Raw genomic sequence first — 20,621 nt, 5'->3', positions numbered from 1 at the left:
GGGTCCGTTTTGCCAGAGACGACTTCATGACCATCATCACGCTTCGAAACCTCGGAATCATTCTGGGAAAGCCGCTTTTTTCCAATCTCAGCCTCACCGTGAATGCGGGAGACCGCATCGGCATCGTCGCCGCCAATGGCCACGGCAAATCCACCCTGCTCAATTGCCTTGCCGGTGAGCTGGACGCGACCAGTGGCGATATCACCCGGCTGCGCGGACTGACGCAGTCCATCGTCCACCAGCACCTGCCCTCCCCGCTGATGGAAAAGACGATGCGGGACGCCGTGCTTTCCGCCCTTCCGGCGGAAACGATCGACAGCGAAAGCTGGCGCGCCGACATTATTTTCGACGCGATGCTGGTGCCGGAGCCGTTCCGTGAGCGCCGCCTGAAAGAATTGAGCGGTGGCTGGCAGAGGCTAGCCATGCTGGCGCGGGCATGGATCACCGAGCCGGATGTCCTGCTGCTCGATGAGCCGACCAACCATCTCGATCTCGAAAAAATCAACGTGCTGGAAAACTGGCTCGCTGAGCTGCCGCGCGATACCGCAGTTATCATCGTCAGCCATGATCGCGCCTTTCTCGACAATGTCACGAGAACCACGCTGTTCCTGCGGCCGGAAAATTCGGCACTGTTCCGCTTGCCCTACGGCCACGCGCGGATGGCACTGGAAGAGGAAGATGCCGCCGATGAGCGGCGTTTCCAGCGCGACATGAAAACCGCGCAGCAATTGCGCCGACAGGCCGCCAAGCTCAACAACATCGGCATCAATTCTGGCAGCGATCTTCTGACCGTCAAGACCAAGCAATTGCGCCAGCGCGCCGAAAAGCTGGAGGAGAAGGCGCGACCCGCCCATGCCGAGCGCTCCGCCGGCAAGATCCAGCTCGCCAATCGCGGTACCCATGCCAAGGTTCTGGTGACGCTGGAAGATGTGCCCGTTTCGACGCCGGACGGAACATTGCTGTTCCGCACCGGCCGGCAATTTGTCCGCCAGGGTGACCGCATCGTCATTCTCGGCCGCAACGGCGTCGGCAAGACGCGGCTGATGTCGCTTCTGCAGGCGGCGGTATCGGACGCGGGCCAGATACTGGAGGGCGTCAAGGCCACGCCCTCGCTGGTGGCCGGATATGTCGATCAGTCGCTTGCCGAAATCGACGACGACAGCACGCCGGCGGCGTTCATGACCCGCCGCTTCGATATTGGCGATCAGCGCATTCATGGCCTGCTTGCCGGCGCCGGCATCGACATGGAAATGCAGAAACGCCGTATCGCAACGCTTTCCGGCGGGCAGAAGGCGCGGCTTGCCATGCTGGCGCTGCGGCTGGCGGAGCCGAATTTCTACCTGCTGGACGAGCCCACCAACCATCTGGATATAGACGGGCAGGAAGCGCTGGAGGCGGAAATCATCAGCCGTGAGGCCAGCTGCGTGTTCGTCTCGCATGACAGGAGTTTCGTGCGGGCGGTCGGAACCCGTTTCTGGCTGATCGACAAGCGCAAACTTGTGGAAGTCGACGATCCCGAAGCGTTTTTCGCTTCGGCCTGATGGTCCTTGAGGGCCGAGGTAAAACAAGCAAACGCCCGTCAGCCCAAAAGGCTGGCGAGGCGTGGATCGCCAGCGAAATCCGCAACAGCAAACCCCGTTCTGCGCATCGGAAATTCGCACAGCGCCTGCACGCCCGTCTTCGACAGGCGGATGCGCCAGCTCATCCGTTCCACCGGCGCTTTTTCGGCAAAGGCTTTGGGTGACAGGACCGCAATATTGAGGCCGCCCTGGGGATCGCGCACCGAGCGGTAAAGGATCGCCTCGATCTTCGCCAGACGCGCCTGCTCGGCCAGCGCCTGGCATGGCTCGTAATTTTGCAGATCGGTCCACAGCGCCTCGTCCCGGCTCAGTTCCGGTTTCGTCAGGTCCAGCGCCGCATCGGTGGCGATACGGGCGGCAAAGGCGGAATAATCGGCGGGATTGGCGGGCAGCGGCGTGCCGGGGGATTCCGCATAAAACAGCAGCCGGTAGAAGGCCATTTCGGCGAGTGCGGTTTCCACCTTCGCGGCGGCGTAATAAACGCCCTCGGTAAAGCCCGCCCGGCGGAACCGCGAGCCGTGCGGATAGGCGGCGCCGTAACGGAAGGGCGTGGCGAGAAGATAATCGAAACCGGCGCATTCCGGCGGAAAGGGCCGTTTGCTCGCCTCCAGAATATCTTCCAGCAGCGATTGCTCCTCCACCGTATCCACCAGTTTCATCGTGGAAACCTGATGCTGCGCTTCCACCAGCCGCCAGTATTTTCCCGACGCGGCACGTTTTTCAGACAGGAGCGCGTCGGGCGTCCAGATAGGAGAGGACATCGATCAATCCGGTAATGGTGGTGAGCCTCTCGGCAGGCACGGCATCAAGCGCCGTATTATGATTGCGCAACCAGTTTTTGGCCACCGCCTCGTCGCCGCCGGTAATCGCGTCCAGCGAGCGAAAGACCCGGATCAGCAACACCGCAAGCTCGAAGGACTTGGCGCCCGGCTCCAGCAGGAAATCGAGCCGCTTCATGCGTGACACCGTCGGCGCGGAAACACCGAGAATATCCGCCGTGCGGGCAGCATTCAGACCCAGCCGCTCGGCAGCGGTCATAACGGCCTTGGTGACGACCCTGCCCTGCGAAGCAGGATCCATGGCGGTCTTGGCGTGAATATTCATGGCGCACATCCTTTCCTTGGAAAGAATATAGCATATTTCTTTCCACAAACAAGAAGGCCGGGATAAACCCGGCCTCATTGCTTACATGGAATTGCTCACGCGGATTGGATCAGGCCACCGAGACCGGCACTTCCGTGGAGGTGCGCATGGCGTGGCTGTAGGGGCAGACGATGTGAGCGGCAGCAACCAGCTTTTCAGCGACTTCGCGCTCGACGCCCGGAATATTTGCCTTCAGCGACACTTCGATGCCGAAACCGCCGCCATCTTCGCGCGGGCCGATACCGACGGTTGCCGTCACAGTCGTGTCTTCAGGAATCTTTACCTTTTCCTTGCCGGCGACAAATTTCAGCGCGCCCAGGAAGCAGGCGGAATAACCGGCTGCGAAAAGCTGTTCCGGATTGGTGCCACGGGCGCCATCGCCGCCCAGTTCCTTCGGAACGGTCAGCGTAACGTCGAGAACGCCGTCTTCCGACTTGGCGTTGCCGGCGCGGCCACCGGTGGCAGATGCTTTGGTCGTGTAGAGAATGGGCATGACATTTACTCCTTCGGGTTGGTGTTGAGTTCTTATAGCGAACAATTGAATTGTGCGCAATATAATTTTGCACATTGAATACGAAATCGTTTTTTGCGATAATTTTCACGAAATTTCGCCGCGCATCCATGCGGCAGGAACCGAAAGCGGGGGCTGATTGTTCCCTCCCCGGTTGATTTTGGAGCACGAAAATGGACGCAGAGGGCGACGAGAAGAAGATGGAAAGCCTGTTGAGGCTGGACCAGCAGATATGTTTTGCCCTTTATGGCGCGGCACACGCCTTCACACGCGCCTATAAGCCGCTGCTCGACCCGATCGGGCTGACCTATCCGCAATATCTGGTCATGATGGCGCTATGGGAAAAGGAGACGTCCACCGTCAAGGCGCTTGGCGAAATGCTGGGTCTTGATTCCGGCACGCTGTCGCCATTGCTGAAAAGGCTGGAACATGCCGGGCTGATCACCCGCAAGCGCGGCACCGTGGATGAGCGGCAGGTGCTGGTGGCCCTGACGCCCAAGGGCGCGAACCTCAAAAAAGAGGGCGTGAAGATCATGGCGGCGATCGGCAGCGCCACCGGCTGCGGGCTGGAGGAACTGGTGCAGATTCGCGACCGGGTGAATGCGCTGAAGGACAGCCTAACCCGGCCCTAACCCAAAAAAGAAAAAGGCGGCACAGGGCCGCCTTTTTATTCGAAGCGTTTTCGGCTTATTGCCAGACCACCACACGGGCCTTCTGCGGCACGCGGTCATAGAGGTCGATGACGTCCTGGTTCATCAGGCGCACGCAACCGGAAGAGACTGCCTTGCCGATGGAATTCCATTCCGGCGAGCCGTGCAGACGGTAAAGCGTGTCCTTGCCGTTCTGGAAGATATAAAGGGCGCGCGCGCCAAGCGGGTTCTTCAGGCCCGGCGGCATGCCGCCATTCTTGGAAGAATATTTGACCAGTTCCGGCTGGCGGGCGACCATCTCATCCGGCGGGGTCCATTTCGGCCATTTCTGACGCCACTGGATGACGCCCTCGCCCGACCAGGCGAAACCATCGCGGCCGATGCCGACGCCGTAACGCATGGCGCTGCCGCCCTGCTCCACGACATAAAGGAAGCGCGAGCGTGTATCGACGACAACGGTGCCCGGGCGCTCGCCGGTCGGATCGACAACCCGCTGGCGGTAATAACGCCGGTCGATTTTCTGATAGGGTACGGCGGGAATGACGTAACCGCCATCCTCAACCGAGCCGTACATGACGGCCAGTTCCGCATCGCTGACGCCCGGCGAAAACATCTGCCGGAAATCGGTGCCGATGGCGCTCGCCTGCTGGCGGATGGCGTCTCCCGTGCCCGATGAGGCGCAGCCTGCGAGAAGCGAAGCGGAGGAGAGGCCAAGAAGGGAAAGGAAGGTGCGTCTGGAAAGATCTGTGTCGGTGCTTGTCATAAGGCCGGTTTGTCCCACATTTCGAACGGCTATATCGCCGTTGTACGTCATTTGTTCCGTGTCATGCGTATTGCGAAAATAGTTAACCGACCGCTAAAAGCCAGTCACAAGGTGCTGGCGGAATGGGTCCCATATCTCTTTCTTTTAGAACGTGTTCAGATAACCACAATCTGCGCCCCTTGGGGCACGCGCTCGTAAAGATCGATCACATCCTGATTGAGCATGCGCACGCAGCCGGAGGACGTTGCCTTGCCGACGGACTGCCAGTCCGGCGTGCCATGCACGCGGTAAAGCGTGTCCTTGCCGTCCTTGAAAATATAAAGCGCGCGCGCACCGAGCGGGTTGTTGAGACCAGGCGTCATGCCGCCATTGGCGGCGGAGATGGAGGCGAGTTCCGGCTGGCGCTTGACCATTTCATCGGGCGGCGTCCAGCGCGGCCATTTCGCCTTCCACTGGATCTTGCCGCGGCCCGACCAGGCATAACCGTCACGCCCGAGGCCAACACCGTAACGGATCGCCTTGCCGCCGGACTGCACGAGGTAAAGGAAATGCTGCCTTGTATCGACAACGATGGTGCCCGGCGCTTCCGCCGTCTGGTAACTGACTTCCTGCCGGAGATAACGCGAATCGATGCGACCATAGGGAATGGCGGGCAGCGAGCGGTCCTCGTCGCGGATAGGGCCATACATGACCCGATGCAGCGGGTTGGAGACGGGCAGGCCATAGGCCATCGTCTGGCCCTGCGGCTGCTGCGCGTTAAAACCCTGCACCTGCGGCGCATTAAGCCCCTGCCCGCGCACCGGCGGGCCGTATTCCTGATGGAAGCGGGTTCTGAACAGATCCGGCGGGCGCGTCGAAAGCTGGCCCGGCTGCGGCGGCAGTTCCGGCTGGCGATTGGAGCTGACAGAATTGAAGTTGAACACCGGCGCTGTTTCCCTGACGAAGACGTCAGGGTCCATCCGGGTCGTATCCGTCACGAAAAGGCAGCCGCTCATTAGAGGCAGCAGCGCAAGCCCGACCAGAGAGGCCGCCCGGCGACCATTTTTCAAAAGGAGTGCTATCATCTGAACCGCTTCATGGAATCCAATCTACCGGCATGATGAACCGTGCGGCTGGCGCGAAGCTGGCGTCGGCTTTTCAAAAAAAATCGAAAAACTGCATTTTTCCTCTTGAAGCTCTAGTTGCTAGAGGTGCCAGATTGACTGTCGACTGGAATTCAGGAGCGAAACCATGAATATTTCGACACGCGGCAGTTTGAACGGGGAATCGGAGGAACTGACCTTCACGGTCGGCGGGATGGATTGCGGCAGCTGCGCGGCGAAGATTGAAACCGCGCTTTCCCGCCTGCCCGGCGTTGCCGACGTCAAGGTGTCGGTTGCCCGCGAAAGGCTGAACCTCTCGGTGGCCGAACAGAAAACCTCGGTCGACAAGATCGAGGATACGCTGCGCAAGCTTGGCTTCAAACCCGCTTTGCTGCCGCGCGAAAAGGCTCCCCAGGCAAAGGTCGAGGCCGATCATCACGACCATTCCTCCTGCGGCGGTCACCACCATGACGAGGCCGAAACGGCCGCTGAAAAGAACAATGCGCTGACTTTTTCGGTCGGCGGCATGGATTGCGGCAGCTGCGCCGCGAAGATCGAAACCGCGCTTTCCCGCCTGCCCGGCGTTGGCGACGTCAAGGTCTCGGTTGCCCGCGAACGGCTGAACCTTTCGCTGGCCGAGGACAAAACCCCGGTCGAAAAAATCGAGGACACGCTGCGCAAGCTCGGATTTAAACCGGCCCTGCTGCCGCAGGAAAAGTCCGCGCGCGAAAAAGTGGCGGATCACGACCATGACCACGGGTCGTGCGGCGGGCATCACCACGACCACGACCATTCAGATCATGACCATTCCGGGCACGATCACGCGTCCTGCAGCGGGCATGATCATGACCACTCCAAGCATGACCATTCTGGCCACGATCATTCCGGCCACGACCATGCGGGCCATTCGCATGGTTCCGCTCCGGCGGCTTCAGCGCAGGGCGCGGAAGTGGGCCATGCCCATGGCGCGGATGAAAAAGGTGTCTGGTGGCGCACAGCAAAGGCGCGCAACACCTTCACCGGCACCATTCTGGTCGCCATTGCCTATGCGGCGGAACTGACCTTCCCCGCATGGGGCGGTTATGCCTTCATCATCGCCACGCTGGTCACGCTTTTCCCGATCGCGAAGAACGCCTTCAATGCCGCCCGTTTCGGCGCGGTCTTCACCATCGAGATGCTGATGACGATTGCCGCCATCGGCGCGATCATCATCGGCGAGGCGGAAGAGGCGGCCATTGTCGTGCTGCTCTTCTCCGTCGGTGAATTGCTGGAAGGCTTCGCCGCCGCCCGCGCACGTTCCGGCATCAAGGCGCTCGGTTCGCTCTTGCCGAAGACGGCGCTGGTGGAAGAAAACGGCGCGCTTCGGCAGGTTGCCGCCGATCAGGTGCGCATCGGCCAGGTGGTCGTGGCGCGTCCTGGCGACCGTATCGCCGCCGATGGCGTTGTCATGGAAGGCCAGTCCAGCGTCGACGAATCGCCGATGACCGGAGAGAGCATTCCCGTCGCCAAGGAAAAGGGCGCACGCGTCTTTGCCGGCTCGATCAACCATGACGGCTCGCTGCGCATCCGCGTCGACCGCGCGCCGGAAGACAACACCATTGCCCGCATCATCACGCTTGTCGAAGAAGCGCAGGATGCGCGTGCCCCGACCGAGCGCTTCATCCAGAGCTTCTCGCGTTATTACATGCCGCTGATCGTGGCGATCTCCGTGCTCACCATCATCGTGCCGCCGCTCGCCGGCCTCGGCGACTGGGATACGTGGATCTATCGCGGTCTCGCTCTGCTGCTGATCGGTTGCCCCTGCGCGCTGGTCATCTCCGTTCCCGCGGCGATAGCCTCCAGCCTTTCGGCTGCGGCACGTCACGGCATGCTGGTGAAGGGCGGCGCGGTCATCGAAATGCTGGCGCGCACCGAAACCGTCGCCTTCGACAAGACCGGCACGCTGACGCTCGGCGAACCCGTCGTGACCGACGTGGTGGCGCTCGACGGCAACGAGGCCAACCTGATTGCGCAAGCCGCAACCATCGAGCATGAATCGAGCCATCCGCTCGCCCGCGCCATCGTCAATCACGCCGAAAAGCTGGGCGTGAAGCCCCTGCCCGGTTCCAACATCAAGGCGATTTCCGGTCGCGGCATGCAGGGCAATGTCGGCGGAAAAGACCTGTTCATCGGGGCACCGCGCTTTGCAACGGAGGTCGGCACCCTTTCGAAGGACCTCGCCGACCGCATTTCCGCACTGGAAAGCGAAGGCAAGACGGTGGCCGTCGTCATGGCCGGCGGGGCGGCAAGCGGCCTCTTCGCCATGCGCGACGAACCGCGCAAGGATGCTGCCGAAGGCGTGAAAGCGCTGAAGGAGATGGGCATTTCTTCGCTGATGCTGTCGGGTGACAATGCCCGCACGGCAAAGGCCATCGGCAACAAGCTGGGCCTTGAGGCGCGCGGCGAACTCCTGCCGCAGAACAAGGTCGAGGAAATCCGCAAGCTTGCCGAAAAGAAGACCGTGGTGATGGTGGGTGACGGCATCAACGATGCGCCTGCCCTTGCGGCGGCCAGCGTCGGTGTCGCCATCGGCTCGGGCACCGATGTGGCGATGGAAGCGGCGGATGCGGCGCTGATGCGCAACAATGTCGGCGATGCCGCCCGCCTCATCGGCCTGTCACGCGCCACCATGAGCAATATCCGTCAGAACGTGACGATCGCGCTCGGCCTGAAGGCGGTATTTCTGGTCACGACCGTCACCGGCCTTTCCGGCCTGTGGCTCGCCGTTTTCGCCGATACAGGTGCTACGGTTCTGGTCACCGCCAACGCCATGCGGCTGCTTGGATATTTCAACCGCAACAAAGCCTGATCGCAGCCCTCTCCCAAACCGGCCGAGCCTCGTTAATCCGGGCTCGGCCGGTCTCATTTTCAGCGTATTGACAAACTAATTGCGTCCAATAAATACCGCGTACCGCCGTTTCCCACGCGCGTGACAAACGATTCCACGCGCAGGAGCGCTGAACTTGGCTAAGACTGGCTATAACCGCATTGCGTACCGCGCGATCAAGATCGGCGGCAACATCGTCAAGGTTATTTTCTCCATCGATCTCTTCATCCGGCCCGGCAGAAGAAAGACGCTTCCGGAGTATCAGCCTGCCAGACGCAGCCCGAAATCGGAAAAAGCCATTCCGCGCATCATCTGGCAGACGAATTACTCCAACCGGGTAACGACGCCGATCTATGCGAATTTCCTGTTCAACCGCTGGCTGACGCCGGAATTCGAATATCGCTACCATGATGACGAGGCGTGCCAGGCCTATATCGACCGGCATTTTCCCGGGCGTTATGCCGATGCCTTCCGGCGATTGCAGGTTGGCGCCGCCAAAGCGGATTTCTGGCGTATTCTGGTTCTTCTGCAGGAAGGCGGCATCTATCTGGATATCGATTCCAATTTTGCGGCGCGCCCGGAAGATGTGATCGGCACGGATGAAGAAGCCGTTTTCATTGCCATGAAAAGCGGCGAAATCACAAATTACTTCATGGCATCAAAACCCGGCCACCCGGCGCTCAGGCTGATAGCCGATCGTATTGCCCAGAATATTGAAGAGGGAACGCTCGTCAGCGTCTATGACATGACCGGCCCGACGGTGGTGCATGCCGTCGTCAAGGAACTCGGGCTGCCGGTTCGCAATTACCGCGAGATGTGCACCCAGGGGCAATTCACCAACAAGCGCGCGCAATATGCCGACAAAAAAGACGGCGCATGGTGGGCCGAGCAGGCCAAGACGTCCATCGTCAAGAACTAGGACGCCATGCGCCCGCGTGCAGCGGCGCAATATCGCGTTTAGACGAAACCGTTGAAAAAGCGGATGCTTTCTTCCACCGCGCCCGGAACCACGCCATTATGGTTGCCGGGCAGCAGTTTTTTGTCGACCTTGAAGCCGGATGTCAGGGCGCGATCCACGAAAAGCTGGTGATCGCCGTCGAAGGGCCGCTCCTCCGTGCCACGCAAAAGCAAGGCCGGGCATTTGAGGCTGGGGCCGAAACAGACGGAAGAACGCATGATGAATTCGCGTTCGTCGGTTTCGTCGAAACAGATCTCGTCGCTATAGCGGTTGAAATAACGCCATGAATTGACACCGGCGGATATGGGCGCGGCGGCGCGGAATTTGCGGCTCATGGCGGCCAGAAGCGTCAGCGTGCCGCCATTGGAATGGCCGGCGATGAAAAACCGCTTTCTGTCGATGCCGGGAAGATTTTCCAGATAGGCCGCCGCCGCCAGCGCATCCGCCGTTTCGTCGTAGAAGCCGGAATAATTGCCATTCTGGCCGTTTTCGCCGCGAAAGGACGGAAGCAGCACAACGAAGCCCGCTTCCCAATAGGGCTTCATCAGCGCCCAGTGGCCGTCACCGGTGGCGTTGCCGCCGTGGAGGAAAAGCACAGCGGGTTTCAGCGTTTTTGACGGCTGATAATGGGAGAGCCAGGCGACCAGTTCGATGGAACCATCCGGCCCGCCGGGATAGGTGACACGCTCCGCCCCGGGCGGCGTGCCAAGCACCGAGGATTTTTCCGGCGCGGCCATCTTGCGCAGCAGATGCGTGTGGAAACGTCGGCGGGCCTCCGCATAATCCTGCCTTTCCAGCGGCAGAACTTCGGGTGTGGGAATGCCCGCTTTCACGGCGGGCGGCAGGATAACCGCCGCTGACAGCCCCATGGCGCCGGCCAGCACTCTGCGCCGCGTCATGCCCGGCGAGATCGGGCCGCTCTCTTCCTGTCCGAAGGGTGAGGAAAGAAAGCGTTTGTCTGCCATATGTTCACCTGACGAGGATGCTTGTAACAGCAGTTCAACACTGCGGCGGGAGGCTGTCCAATCACGGATTCGCGAATGACAACAATGTATTCGCAGCCATCATGGCAATTTCTGGACAAAACACTTTCCTTGCTCCTGCACTAGTCACGGGAATGAGGGAAGCGGCGCAGCCCCCTACCCCTCCGCACCATCGATCATCGCGACCAACGTCGAAAGCCTGTCCGCTTCCGCCGGCAGCTTGTCGGCGCGCAGCCGCGCAATGCGCGGGAAACGCATGGCGACGCCGGATTTGTGGCGGGTGGAGCGGTTGATACCTTCGAAGGCCACTTCAAGCACAAAACCGAAATCCGGCGTGGCGCGCACCGCCCGCACCGGGCCGAAACGCTCGACCGTATTGTCACGCACGAACTTGTCCAGCACCTCCAGCTCCGCATCGGTGAAGCCGAAATAGGCCTTTCCGACGGGCACGAGCTGTTCGCCGTCCTCACCTTCTGCCCAGACACCGAAGGTGAAATCGGAATAATAGCTCGACCTTTTGCCGTGGCCGCGCTGGGCATACATCATGACAGCGTCGATATTATAGGGATCGCGTTTCCACTTGAACCACGGCCCCTTGGCGCGGCCTGCCTGATAGGTGCTGTCGCGGCGCTTGATCATCACACCCTCGATGACAGGATCAGGCGGCGCGGCACGCAGCGTGTCGAGCTCCGTCCAGCTGGAAAAGCCGATCAGCGGCGATAGGTCGAAACGGTCATGCGGCGCATGTTCGATGATGTCAGAAAGCCTGCCGCGGCGCTCCAGATAGGTCTGCGCGCGGATATCGCTCTCGCCATCGAACAGCAGGTCATAGGCGCGGATGAAGGCGGGATAGTCGTCCAGCATCTTTGCCGTCACCGTCTTGCGGTTCAGCCGCTGTTGCAGGTCGGAAAAGGTGCGGGTGAGATTGTTGGACCGCGCCGTGCCGCCGATCAGCAACTCGCCATCCATCACGCCTTCGAAATCGATCGCCTCCAGAACATCGGGAAAGGCCCCGGAAATATCGTCGCCGGAACGGGAATAGAGTTTTCGTGTCCCACCGGCGCGGGACAGCTGCACGCGAATGCCGTCCCATTTCCATTCCGCGGCATAGTCGGCAGGGTCCAGCGCATCGAGGTCGCCATCGGCCACCGGCGTCGCCAGCATCACCGAGTGGAAGATGGCTGGTGTCGCCAGCACCGGCCGGTCCCACTTGCCCTCAAGCCACGCAAAAAGCGACGTATAGGGCGGCGTCAGACCGTGCCAGAGGGTCTCGATCTCGGTGATGTCTTTCCCCGCAAAATCCGCCAGCGCCTGACGCGCCAGCCGCGCCGAAACGCCGATGCGCAGGCTGCCGGTTGCAAGTTTGAGGAAAGCGAAACGCGAGGACGTATCGAGCCGGTCGAGCAGATCGCGCACCGCGCCGCGCACCTCCGTGCGGCCGAGTGAATTCATCAGTGTGACGACTTCGCCGAGACGCGGGTCCTGAGCCTCGGCGTCATCAGCGCCGCCGATATTGCCCCAGACCAGCGATATGGTCTCGGCAAGATCGCCCACATAATCATAGGAATAGCGGAACAGCACTTCATCCATCCGCTCCAGCACCAGCTCACGCAGCAGGGCCGGTTTGACGCTTTTGAGGTCGAGCGTACCGGCAATTGCCGCCAGTCCGTAACCTCGGTCGGGATCGGGCGTATCGCGGAAATAATCGGTCAGCAGCTTCAGCTTGCCGTTGCGCGACGGGGTGAGAACGAGGCGATCGAGAAGCGTGGCGAAGGCTTTCATTTCAATCCCCCTCATCCTCGTAACCGACAAGATGCAGCGGCTTGGCGGCAATGCCCTGCAATTCGCACCAGCGCACCAGCGCCTCCTCACGGCCATGGGTGACCCAGACGGCTTGCGGGGAAATTTCCTTGATCGTCTCTAGAAGTTCCGGCCAGTCGCAATGGTCTGATATGACCAGCGGCAGTTCCACACCGCCCTGCTTTGCCCTCTGCCGCACCATCATCCAGCCGGACGCAAAGGCAATCAGCGGCTCGTTGAAACGGCGCGCCCAGCGTTCCTGAAACGCCGAGGGCGGACCGACGACAATCGCGCCCTTGAAGGCGGAAGGATCGCTTTTTTCGAGCGTCGCGGGGCGCAGATCGCCGAGATCGATACCCTCAGAGACATAATAATCGCAAAGTCTGGCCAGCGCGCCGTGAATATAGATGGGATCGGAATAACCGTTGTCGCGGAGCAGCCGAATGACGCGCTGCGCCTTGCCCAGCGAATAAGCCCCGACCAGATGGGTGCGTTCGGGAAATTGTTTGATGGAGGTGAGCAGCTTGCCGATTTCCACCCGCGGCAGCGGATGATGGAACACCGGCAGGCCGAAGGTGGCCTCTGTGATGAAGACATCGCATGGCACCGTCTCGAAGGGCGCGCAGGTAGGGTCGATGCCGCGCTTGTAATCGCCCGAGGCGACGATGCGCAGGCCGTTCATTTCCACGGAGATCTGTGCGGAGCCGAGAACATGGCCCGCCGGATGGAAACCCACCGTCACGCCATTGACATCCACCGTTTCACCGAAAGCGACCGCCTGCTCGCTGCCGCAGAAATCCTCGCCATAACGGATGCGCATGATATCGAGCGTCTGGCGCGTGGCCAGCACCGCGCCATGGCCGGCGCGGGCGTGATCGGAATGGCCATGGGTGATAAGCGCCCGCGCCACCGGGCGGACGGGATCGATGTAAAAATCGCCCGCCGGGCAATAAAGACCCTTGGGCGTGGAGTTCAACAGCTGTTCCGGCTTCATATTCATTGAGATAGGGCCGCCCGCGCGAATGTAAAGTGCTGCGAGAATAACGCGAAACGGGCGTTAAATTTCCAGTGGCGGTGTTTTTGTTTAGCAAGCATCTCCCGTCATTCCGGCCTTGAGCCGGAATCTAGCAGCCGCGCGTCTGCGCGGCGGGAAGAGCTCTCAGCCCAAGGACTTGGGCTGACTGGATACCGGCACAAGGCCGGTATGACGGAGGAGAGGTTTCAGCACAAAACCAGCGTTCACAACTGCCTACCTGCCTACTCCGCCGCCTCTTCCGCCGGCTTTGCCTGCACCGCTGCTGGCAACCGCACCGGCTTCAACATCAGCGCCGCCGCAAGGCCGATGGCGGCGGTGGCGGCCGCGGCGAAAAAGAGTGGAGTGAAGGCATCCGAATAAAGCGAGGCGACTGCGGCCTGTGAGGCGGCGGGAAGTTCGGAGAGGATTTTCGGCGTCAGCTCCTCGATCTTGCCGACACCGGGAATATCGACGGCCACGCCCCTGAGGCTCGATGATACGATGGCGCCATAGACCGAGATGGCGATGGCCGCGCCGCCCATGCGGGTCAGCGTCACCGCGCCGCTCGCCGCACCTATATCCGCCTTGGGCGCGGAATTCTGCACGCCGATGATCGGCGCCTGCTGGCCGAGGCCAACGGCGAAACCCTGCACCAGCATCAACGCGGCGATCAGGGGAAGCGGCGTTCCTGCATGCATCTGCGTGAAGAGCAGCATGGCGATGAGGTTGATGGTGAGACCCGCCACCGAGAAGGGCTTGTAGACGCCGGTGATCGAAATCAGCCGCCCGGCTGAAAGCGAACCCATGACGATACCGCCGGTGACGGCGATGAAGAACAGGCCGGCATGGGAAGGCGAAAGCCCGGTCGTGGTCTGCAGGAACAGGGCGTAATAATTGACCATGCCGATACCGATGCCGCCGCTGGTCAGCGAAACGATCATCAAGAGCGGAAAGGTGCTGTCCTTGAAGAGCCTGAGCGGCACGACGGGTTCCGGCGCGCGGCGTTCCACCTGCACCCAGAGGAAAGCGGCGATGACGGCGAAAGCGATGATGCCGAGACTGGGGCCTGCGATCAGCGAGCCGAACAATTCGCTGCTGTCTGCCCAGAAGACCACACTGGCAATGGTGGCCGCCAAGAGGACCGCGCCGAGATAATCGATCTTCGGCTGGCGGGCCGGACGGCGATAGGGCAGCATCAGCGCCAGACCTGCAATGACGATAATGCCGAGCGGCAGGTTGATGAGGAAGATCGACCGCCAACCGAACAGGTCGCTCATCGTGCCGCCGAGGATCGGGCCGACACTGCCAGACGCCATGATGGTGAGGCTGGAATAGCTCTGGTAACGGGCGCGCTCGCGCGGTTCGAACAGATCCGCATTGACGGAAAAGATCGATACCATAATGCCGCCGCCGCCAAGCCCCTGCAGCACGCGGGCCGCAATCAGCGAATCCATCGACCAGGCCAGCCCGCAGGCCAGCGAGCCAAGCGTGAAGATGACAACCGCTGCGATCATCACATATTTGCGGCCGAACAGATCACCGAGCTTGCCATAAACCGGCATGACCGCGCTGGTCGCCAGAAGATAGGCCGAGCCGATCCAGCCGAAACGCTCCAGCGCGCCGAATTCACCGACGATGGTGGGCAGTGCTGTCGATACGATCTGGTTGTCGAGGGTCGCCATGAACATGGCCAGCATCAGAAACAGAAAGACGATGAGCCTGCGCCGATGATCCGACACAAGCGGCGCCACGGGGGCGGTGGACATATCCATGAAAAATCTCGTTGGCTTACGGCGGTTTTACTGCGGCAATTTGTGTGCTATCAGCATATATATGTCAATGGCAAGTTTTTGACATCTATGCTAATGCCGCTAAATGTGATCGGGAAATTGCATCGAAAGGGACGATGAAGCGTGACGACTGAAGAAAACTGGAACGAGGATCTGCCCGAGGACATCAAGCGGATCGGCAATACGATGACGCGCATGCGCATCATGATCGGCCGCCGCATCATCGGCCGCATGGCGCTTGCCAAGCTCGCTCCGGGTCTGGAACTTTCCCATATCGACGTGCTCGACATTCTGCGCCGGGCGGAAGGCGACGTTACCGTGGGTGCGATTGCCGAGGGCATGCGCATCGATCCCTCGCGGGGCAGCCGTGTGGTGGCGGATATGGTGGGGCGCGGCCTGCTGAGACGCGGCGTTTCCCAAGAAGACGGCCGCCGCAGCATTGTCGAGATCACGCCGCTCGGCACCAGTCTTTTGCAGGAAATGCGCCGGACCAAGATGAGCGTCATCGAGGATGTAATGGATGGCTGGCCGGCGGAGGATGTGGAGACTTTCGCCCGCCTGTTCGAGCGGTTCATCGACCGTTTCGAATGCCGGCTGTCGCCGGACACGGACCTCCTGACGGATCAGAAAAAATCATAGTTGACCCTGCGATCCGCAGCTTCACTTTAAAAGGGCTAGACCGTAACGTGCCGCCATCTGACAGGTTGAAGGGGTAATTTCGATGTTGACGATTTACGGTGTCTACCGTTCCCGCGCCACGCGCACGTTGTGGCTGGCAGGGGAACTTGGCATAGAATTCAAACATGTGCCGGTCATACAGGCCCGCCGTCTTGCCGATCCGCTGGCTGCGGATGCGCCGCTCAACACGCTGTCCCCGGATTTTCTGGCCGTCAACCCGATGGGCACCATTCCCTGCATCGAGGATGACGGCATGGTGCTTTACGAATCCATGGCCATCAACCTCTATCTCGCCCGCAAATATGGCGGACCGCTTGCGCCGGTCGATTTGAAAGAAGATGCGGCGATGCTGCAATGGTCCTTCTTTGCCGCCACCGAAATCGAAACCAATTCGCTGAAGATTTCCTCCGCGATCGCCGAAGGCCTGTCGGAAAGCGATAGCGGCAAGGCGGTGATCGATGTTGCCGCCCGCCTGCTGAAGCGTCCCTTCCGGGTGCTGGAGCAGCACCTTTCCAGCCACGAATACCTGGTGGGCGACCGTTTCACCGTGGCCGATCTCAACGCCGCGGAAATCGTTCGTTACGCACAGGGCCACAAGCCGCTGTTCGATGCCCATCCGGCGCTGAAAGCCTGGCTGGACCGCTGCCAGACCCGCACGGCGTTCAAGACGATGTGGGATACCCGCGCGGCCGAGGCGGCCTGAGCGGGAGAACACTCCGCCAGCGTGTCTCTCTGCCCTCATTCCTGTGCTTGTCACAGAAATGAGGGAGCAACCACAAGACCGAGCTGGGGCCTCTCAGCCCCTCTCCCCCGCAAGCGCCCGCTGCACCGCCGGGCGGTCGTTCATGCGGCGGAAGTGGTCATGCACCTTCGGGAAACGGGCAATATCCACGCCATCGCTTTCCAGCCAGCCGGACATGACGAAAAGATAGGGATCGGCAACCGAATAGGCCGTACCAAGAACCCATGGGCCGTGCAGCATGCCGTGCTCGATCAGTTCGAAGCACTCGCCCATGGTCTGCGGCACTTTCGCCTTCATATCGGCCAGCGAGCTATCCTCATTCGCCCAGCGGCTGCCGCGCCGGCCATGCGCATGGGCGACATGCACGGTCGAAGAAATGAAGGCGTTGAAGGACTGCATCAACGCGAATTCGAAGGGATCATCGAGCGGCGCGAGCTTCTTTTCAGGCGCCATCTGGGCGATAAAGGCGAGAATGGCGGGCGTCTCCGTCAGCACGCCGCTTGCGGTGGCCAGCGCCGGCACGCGGCCCTTGGGATTGATCTTTAAAAATGCCTCGGAGCGTTGCTCGCCCTCCGCGAAATTGACGCGATGGGCCTTGTAAGGCAGGCCGGATTCCTCAAGCACGATATGGCTGGCGCGGGAGCAGGAACCGGGGGAGAAGAACAGTGTGAACATGGATATGCGACCTCCAAAGCAATGAAGCGCCCGTTTCTTCCTCATGCGGACGCCGGCCCGCGGCGGCCATGGGATGGCCGTCACATACAGGGCACGTCATCATCGTGCCGGCAACCGGCCGCGTCAAAGGTTATTTAGAGCCCGACGACTCTGACATCGCCGACGTGGATGCCGTTCCAGTTGCGCATCTGCCGGTTCGCCATGCTGCTCAGCGCCTGCTGCTCGGCGCTGCCTTCATCGAAATAGCGGGCGAGCAGTGCGGATACCACGGCTTCGGCCGCGCGTGTCGTACCGTCTTCGCATTTCACCGCCATGGCGATACCCTTTTCCGGCAGGGCGGCGACGAAAACGCCCTCCGCGCCGGTCTTTGCGAAGATTTTTCCCGGCGCGATCTGCATCAGCCTCGTGCAGGCGCGGCCGGTGCCCGCCACATAAAAGGGTTCCGCCATGCAGGCCTCAATGAGACGACGCGACGCTGTCGCACGACCCGCTTCCAGCCCCCTGCCCGTCGCCATCTTCGCGAAACCATGCGCCAGCCCTTTGAGCGGTACGGCATAGGTGGGGATGGAGCAGCCATCCACGCCGCAATTGTCCTGGCCGAGAGCAGCACCCGTCAGGCTTTCCATCGTGGCGCGGATTTCCCGCTGCAGCGGGTGATCGTAACCGACATAGCCCCTGGGATCGGTGCCGGTGTGGCAACAGGCGCAGATGAAACCGGAATGTTTGCCGGAGCAATTATTATGCAGCGCTGTCGGCTTTTCCAGTGTGCGAGCCTGGTGGATGATGGTTTTCTGGTCCGAAGACCAGTGTGCGCCACATTCCAGCGTATCCACATCCCTGCCCGCCTTCGCAAGCATCGAAGCGGCGAGTTCCACATGCGCGTCCTCCCCGGAATGGGACGAACAGGCGAATGCGAGTTCGCGGTTACCGAAACCATAGGCATCCGCAGCACCACTTTCCACCAGCGGCAGCGCCTGCATGGCCTTGCAGGCGGAACGCGGGAAGATGCCGCGCTCGATATCACCAGACGAAAACAGCACGCCGCCATCGCCATCCACCACCACGACAAGACCCTGATGGCGGCTTTCGACGAGATTGCCCCTGGTGACTTCGACGGTAACGGAATTGTTCATTCTCTCAGCCTCAAAAAATTCTGATTTTATGTCGTTGATACCGCAATTGATTTTTCGATGCACGGGGCTGTCAGTGAAATTTGCAAAACGTCTGCTGCTGGCGATTGCCATTATCTATCTGCTGCCGGCACTGGCATCGGCGGGGCTATGGGCCATGAAGGACCATCCGCGCGGCTGGAACGCCGCAAGATGGTCGTCCTCCGGCATGCTGCCGGTGGCGTCGAGCGATGGAGAAGCCGCGGTCTACGTCTTTTCCGCCATGACCGGTGGCTTCAAGGGCTCCGTCGCCAGCCACGCCTGGGTCGTGCTGAAAAAGCCGCGTGCTACGAGCTATGACCGTTACGACAAGGTGGGCTGGGGCACGCCGATCCGCCATAATGGTTATGCGGCGAACGCCTACTGGTATTCAAACATGCCGCGTCAGGTGGTGGCCATTCACGGCGCGGAAGCGGAAAAGCTGATCCCGAAAATCGAAAAGGCGATTGCCGATTACCCCTATGGTCGGCCGGGCGGCTATCGCATCTATCCCGGCCCCAACTCCAACACCTTCGTCGCCCATGTGCTGCGCAGCGTGCCGAAACTGGGCGTCGTGCTGCCGCCGGACGCGGTGGGGCGCGACTACCTGCCGGACGGTGCGTTTTACCACATCGCCGACGACTGGAAGGATGCGAGCGTTTCGCTGGGCGGGTTGTTCGGCATTTCGGCAGGCGCCCGCAGCGGTTTTGAGGTCAATTTTCTCGGTCTTGTCGCCGGCATCGATTTTGGCCGCCCCGGCGTGAAGATACCAGGGCTCGGTTATTTCGGCGTGGCGGGCATCCGCGCCTAAGCCGTTACATTTCGCTGGCCTGAGCGGCGCGTCTGGCGCGGATGCTCTGGGCGATGAAGACCCGCGACAGGCCATGATAAAGCGGCTCGCGGGAGAAAAGCCGCGATGTCAGATATCCCAGCATCGATGCAGCCATGATGGGCATGACGCCTTCATGATTACCGGTCATTTCAAGAATGATGACAAAGGCCGTCATCGGCGCCTGCACCACGCCGGCAAAATAACCCGCCATGCCGACGATCGCGCCAAGGCCGATGCTGGTGCCGAGCAAGGTGGCCATGGTGCTGCCGAAACCCGCGCCCACCGACAGCGAGGGCGCAAAGATGCCGCCCGGGATGCCTGACATCATTGCCAGAAAGGTCGCCGCCAGTTTTTCGATGAAGAAGAATGCCGGTGCGGCCTCACCCTCGATTGTGGCGCGTGCCTGTTCATAGCCGGTTCCGAATGTCGCGCCTCCAGACGCTATTCCGATTGCCGCAGAGGCAAGGCCGCAGGCTGCCGCCACGGCCAGCATCCGCTTCAGCGGCATGGTCTGGGCAAAACGCCTGATACGGGCGGACAGTCGCAGGGCCGCGGCGCTGAACAGCGCACCAAATGCGCCGCCGCCGACACCGCAGATCAACACCAGCAGCCAGTCCATCGTCGTTTTCGCCATGACGGAGCTGGTGCCGAAATAGGTATAGCTGCCGACCAGCGCCAGCGAGGCGAGGCCCGACAGGATGACGGCGGTCAGCACAAGGCCGTTGGCGCGGGATTCATAGGTCTTGCTCATCTCCTCGATGGCAAAGACGATGCCGGCCAGCGGCGTGTTGAACGCCGCCGCGATGCCCGCCGCCGATCCCGCGAGGATGAGACCCTTTGCCTGCGCCATGCCGCCCCAGCGCGCCGCCTGTAGCATGATCGAAGCCCCGACCTGCACCGTCGGCCCCTCTCGGCCGATGGAGGCGCCGGAGAGTAGGCCGGCAACCGTCAGTACCACCTTACCGAAAGCGAGTTTCAGCGACAGAAGCCGCGAACGGTCCGCATCATCCCGCAGGTGCCGGGCGGCGATGGCCTGGGGAATGCCGCTACCGCCGGCATTGGGAAAGACCGTGATCGCAAGCCATGCGCACAGGGTGAAGCCGAGCGGCGTGATTATGAGCGGCAGCAGAAACGCCCATTCACCCGATGATGTCGCCGCGAAGAAAAGGTGCTGGGCCCGATCCGCAAGCCATGCAAAGCCGACGCTGATAAGGCCGACAGCGATCGCGCCAATCCAGAAAACCGCCCTCGGCCTCCACACCCGCCATGAACCCCACACGACACGGGAACGGCGGAGCATCTTCAGCTTTTTGTAGTCGACGGGCATGGCGGTCCAGATCTGTGATTTCGGTATTGTTTCTCGGGCGGGATGCCCGTTTATCTGCCTCCCCGGACGTGATTGCAA

Annotated in this window: 19 protein-coding genes; 7 read left to right on the top strand and 12 right to left on the bottom strand. The window is 61.2% G+C overall.

Going from position 1 to position 20,621, the window contains the following annotated elements:
* The first annotated feature begins 26 nt into the window (after positions 1–26).
* A complete protein-coding gene (locus AC5I5B_RS15435) occupies positions 27–1,541 on the top strand; it encodes an ABC-F family ATP-binding cassette domain-containing protein (RefSeq protein ID WP_495752749.1) in 1,515 nt (504 codons plus the stop codon).
* Between the two features lie 38 nt (positions 1,542–1,579).
* Here the strand turns inward: AC5I5B_RS15435 and AC5I5B_RS15430 are convergent, their stop codons facing one another.
* From AC5I5B_RS15430 to AC5I5B_RS15420, 3 genes are all read right to left on the bottom strand, one after another.
* Positions 1,580–2,341, bottom strand: coding sequence for an RES family NAD+ phosphorylase (locus tag AC5I5B_RS15430; RefSeq protein WP_162695591.1), 762 nt, complete (start codon positions 2,339–2,341; stop codon positions 1,580–1,582).
* Entirely contained in the window at positions 2,301–2,684 is a 384-nt protein-coding gene (locus AC5I5B_RS15425; RefSeq protein WP_020813092.1) for an MbcA/ParS/Xre antitoxin family protein, read from the bottom strand. The genes AC5I5B_RS15430 and AC5I5B_RS15425 overlap by 41 nt, the downstream gene beginning before the upstream one ends.
* A gap of 109 nt (positions 2,685–2,793) precedes the next feature.
* Complete coding sequence (locus AC5I5B_RS15420; RefSeq protein ID WP_003509379.1) at positions 2,794–3,216, bottom strand: organic hydroperoxide resistance protein; 423 nt, start codon at positions 3,214–3,216, stop codon at positions 2,794–2,796.
* Positions 3,217–3,407: 191 nt separating this feature from the next.
* Between AC5I5B_RS15420 and AC5I5B_RS15415 the strand changes: the two genes are divergently transcribed.
* Positions 3,408–3,866: a MarR family winged helix-turn-helix transcriptional regulator gene (locus AC5I5B_RS15415; protein WP_003509380.1), complete on the top strand. Its 459-nt coding sequence runs from the start codon at positions 3,408–3,410 to the stop codon at positions 3,864–3,866.
* A gap of 55 nt (positions 3,867–3,921) precedes the next feature.
* Here the strand turns inward: AC5I5B_RS15415 and AC5I5B_RS15410 are convergent, their stop codons facing one another.
* Positions 3,922–4,647: a L,D-transpeptidase gene (locus AC5I5B_RS15410; RefSeq protein WP_020009597.1), complete on the bottom strand. Its 726-nt coding sequence runs from the start codon at positions 4,645–4,647 to the stop codon at positions 3,922–3,924.
* A 155-nt stretch (positions 4,648–4,802) separates the two neighbouring features.
* Entirely contained in the window at positions 4,803–5,711 is a 909-nt protein-coding gene (locus tag AC5I5B_RS15405) for a L,D-transpeptidase (RefSeq protein ID WP_060723910.1), read from the bottom strand.
* A 166-nt stretch (positions 5,712–5,877) separates the two neighbouring features.
* On the opposite strand from AC5I5B_RS15405, the gene AC5I5B_RS15400 reads away from it, so the two are divergent.
* Together AC5I5B_RS15400 and AC5I5B_RS15395 are read left to right on the top strand one after the other, a co-directional pair.
* Positions 5,878–8,577, top strand: a complete 2,700-nt coding sequence (locus tag AC5I5B_RS15400) for a heavy metal translocating P-type ATPase (RefSeq protein WP_112958700.1) — start codon at positions 5,878–5,880, stop codon at positions 8,575–8,577.
* Between the two features lie 154 nt (positions 8,578–8,731).
* Positions 8,732–9,514: a glycosyltransferase family 32 protein gene (locus AC5I5B_RS15395; protein WP_162686151.1), complete on the top strand. Its 783-nt coding sequence runs from the start codon at positions 8,732–8,734 to the stop codon at positions 9,512–9,514.
* A gap of 38 nt (positions 9,515–9,552) precedes the next feature.
* Here the strand turns inward: AC5I5B_RS15395 and AC5I5B_RS15390 are convergent, their stop codons facing one another.
* From AC5I5B_RS15390 to AC5I5B_RS15375, 4 genes are all read right to left on the bottom strand, one after another.
* Entirely contained in the window at positions 9,553–10,518 is a 966-nt protein-coding gene (locus tag AC5I5B_RS15390) for an alpha/beta hydrolase family protein (RefSeq protein ID WP_107675229.1), read from the bottom strand.
* 174 nt (positions 10,519–10,692) lie between these two features.
* Complete coding sequence (locus tag AC5I5B_RS15385; RefSeq protein ID WP_112958699.1) at positions 10,693–12,318, bottom strand: cisplatin damage response ATP-dependent DNA ligase; 1,626 nt, start codon at positions 12,316–12,318, stop codon at positions 10,693–10,695.
* 1 nt (position 12,319) lies between these two features.
* Positions 12,320–13,336, bottom strand: coding sequence for a ligase-associated DNA damage response exonuclease (locus AC5I5B_RS15380; protein WP_162686152.1), 1,017 nt, complete (start codon positions 13,334–13,336; stop codon positions 12,320–12,322).
* 257 nt (positions 13,337–13,593) lie between these two features.
* A complete protein-coding gene (locus AC5I5B_RS15375) occupies positions 13,594–15,123 on the bottom strand; it encodes an MDR family MFS transporter (RefSeq protein WP_031234516.1) in 1,530 nt (509 codons plus the stop codon).
* Positions 15,124–15,264: 141 nt separating this feature from the next.
* Here AC5I5B_RS15375 and AC5I5B_RS15370 point away from each other — a divergent pair, with 141 nt between their 5' ends.
* Together AC5I5B_RS15370 and AC5I5B_RS15365 are read left to right on the top strand one after the other, a co-directional pair.
* Positions 15,265–15,780: a MarR family transcriptional regulator gene (locus tag AC5I5B_RS15370; RefSeq protein ID WP_111835055.1), complete on the top strand. Its 516-nt coding sequence runs from the start codon at positions 15,265–15,267 to the stop codon at positions 15,778–15,780.
* A gap of 82 nt (positions 15,781–15,862) precedes the next feature.
* On the top strand, positions 15,863–16,522 hold the full coding sequence (locus tag AC5I5B_RS15365) for a glutathione S-transferase family protein (protein ID WP_003508979.1): 660 nt from the start codon (positions 15,863–15,865) through the stop codon (positions 16,520–16,522).
* 93 nt (positions 16,523–16,615) lie between these two features.
* Here the strand turns inward: AC5I5B_RS15365 and AC5I5B_RS15360 are convergent, their stop codons facing one another.
* Positions 16,616–17,236 carry a glutathione S-transferase family protein gene (locus AC5I5B_RS15360; protein WP_078051121.1) on the bottom strand — a complete coding sequence of 207 codons (621 nt, stop codon included), beginning with the start codon at positions 17,234–17,236 and terminating at the stop codon, positions 16,616–16,618.
* 134 nt (positions 17,237–17,370) lie between these two features.
* On the bottom strand, positions 17,371–18,369 hold the full coding sequence (locus AC5I5B_RS15355; RefSeq protein WP_060723902.1) for an asparaginase: 999 nt from the start codon (positions 18,367–18,369) through the stop codon (positions 17,371–17,373).
* 73 nt (positions 18,370–18,442) lie between these two features.
* Here AC5I5B_RS15355 and AC5I5B_RS15350 point away from each other — a divergent pair, with 73 nt between their 5' ends.
* Positions 18,443–19,195 carry a DUF3750 domain-containing protein gene (locus tag AC5I5B_RS15350; RefSeq protein ID WP_495752748.1) on the top strand — a complete coding sequence of 251 codons (753 nt, stop codon included), beginning with the start codon at positions 18,443–18,445 and terminating at the stop codon, positions 19,193–19,195.
* A 4-nt stretch (positions 19,196–19,199) separates the two neighbouring features.
* Here the strand turns inward: AC5I5B_RS15350 and AC5I5B_RS15345 are convergent, their stop codons facing one another.
* On the bottom strand, positions 19,200–20,543 hold the full coding sequence (locus AC5I5B_RS15345) for a chloride channel protein (protein WP_162691570.1): 1,344 nt from the start codon (positions 20,541–20,543) through the stop codon (positions 19,200–19,202).
* Between the last annotated feature and the right edge of the window lie 78 nt (positions 20,544–20,621).

It is taken from the genome of Agrobacterium sp. (genome assembly GCF_059499945.1).
The sequence above is the reverse complement of the archived record's forward strand: the minus strand, read 5'-3'. Positions and strand labels throughout refer to the sequence as shown.

Coding starts and splice junctions, on each gene's coding strand:
- AC5I5B_RS15420 (WP_003509379.1), bottom strand. CDS start 3,216: ATGCCCATTCTCTACACGACCAAAGCATCTGCCACCGGTGGCCGCGCC.
- AC5I5B_RS15355 (WP_060723902.1), bottom strand. CDS start 18,369: ATGAACAATTCCGTTACCGTCGAAGTCACCAGGGGCAATCTCGTCGAA.
- AC5I5B_RS15385 (WP_112958699.1), bottom strand. CDS start 12,318: ATGAAAGCCTTCGCCACGCTTCTCGATCGCCTCGTTCTCACCCCGTCG.
- AC5I5B_RS15380 (WP_162686152.1), bottom strand. CDS start 13,336: ATGAATATGAAGCCGGAACAGCTGTTGAACTCCACGCCCAAGGGTCTT.
- AC5I5B_RS15435 (WP_495752749.1), top strand. CDS start 27: ATGACCATCATCACGCTTCGAAACCTCGGAATCATTCTGGGAAAGCCG.
- AC5I5B_RS15430 (WP_162695591.1), bottom strand. CDS start 2,341: ATGTCCTCTCCTATCTGGACGCCCGACGCGCTCCTGTCTGAAAAACGT.
- AC5I5B_RS15425 (WP_020813092.1), bottom strand. CDS start 2,684: ATGAATATTCACGCCAAGACCGCCATGGATCCTGCTTCGCAGGGCAGG.
- AC5I5B_RS15345 (WP_162691570.1), bottom strand. CDS start 20,543: ATGCCCGTCGACTACAAAAAGCTGAAGATGCTCCGCCGTTCCCGTGTC.
- AC5I5B_RS15410 (WP_020009597.1), bottom strand. CDS start 4,647: ATGACAAGCACCGACACAGATCTTTCCAGACGCACCTTCCTTTCCCTT.
- AC5I5B_RS15405 (WP_060723910.1), bottom strand. CDS start 5,711: ATGATAGCACTCCTTTTGAAAAATGGTCGCCGGGCGGCCTCTCTGGTC.
- AC5I5B_RS15390 (WP_107675229.1), bottom strand. CDS start 10,518: ATGGCAGACAAACGCTTTCTTTCCTCACCCTTCGGACAGGAAGAGAGC.
- AC5I5B_RS15375 (WP_031234516.1), bottom strand. CDS start 15,123: ATGGATATGTCCACCGCCCCCGTGGCGCCGCTTGTGTCGGATCATCGG.
- AC5I5B_RS15360 (WP_078051121.1), bottom strand. CDS start 17,236: ATGTTCACACTGTTCTTCTCCCCCGGTTCCTGCTCCCGCGCCAGCCAT.
- AC5I5B_RS15415 (WP_003509380.1), top strand. CDS start 3,408: ATGGACGCAGAGGGCGACGAGAAGAAGATGGAAAGCCTGTTGAGGCTG.
- AC5I5B_RS15365 (WP_003508979.1), top strand. CDS start 15,863: ATGTTGACGATTTACGGTGTCTACCGTTCCCGCGCCACGCGCACGTTG.
- AC5I5B_RS15400 (WP_112958700.1), top strand. CDS start 5,878: ATGAATATTTCGACACGCGGCAGTTTGAACGGGGAATCGGAGGAACTG.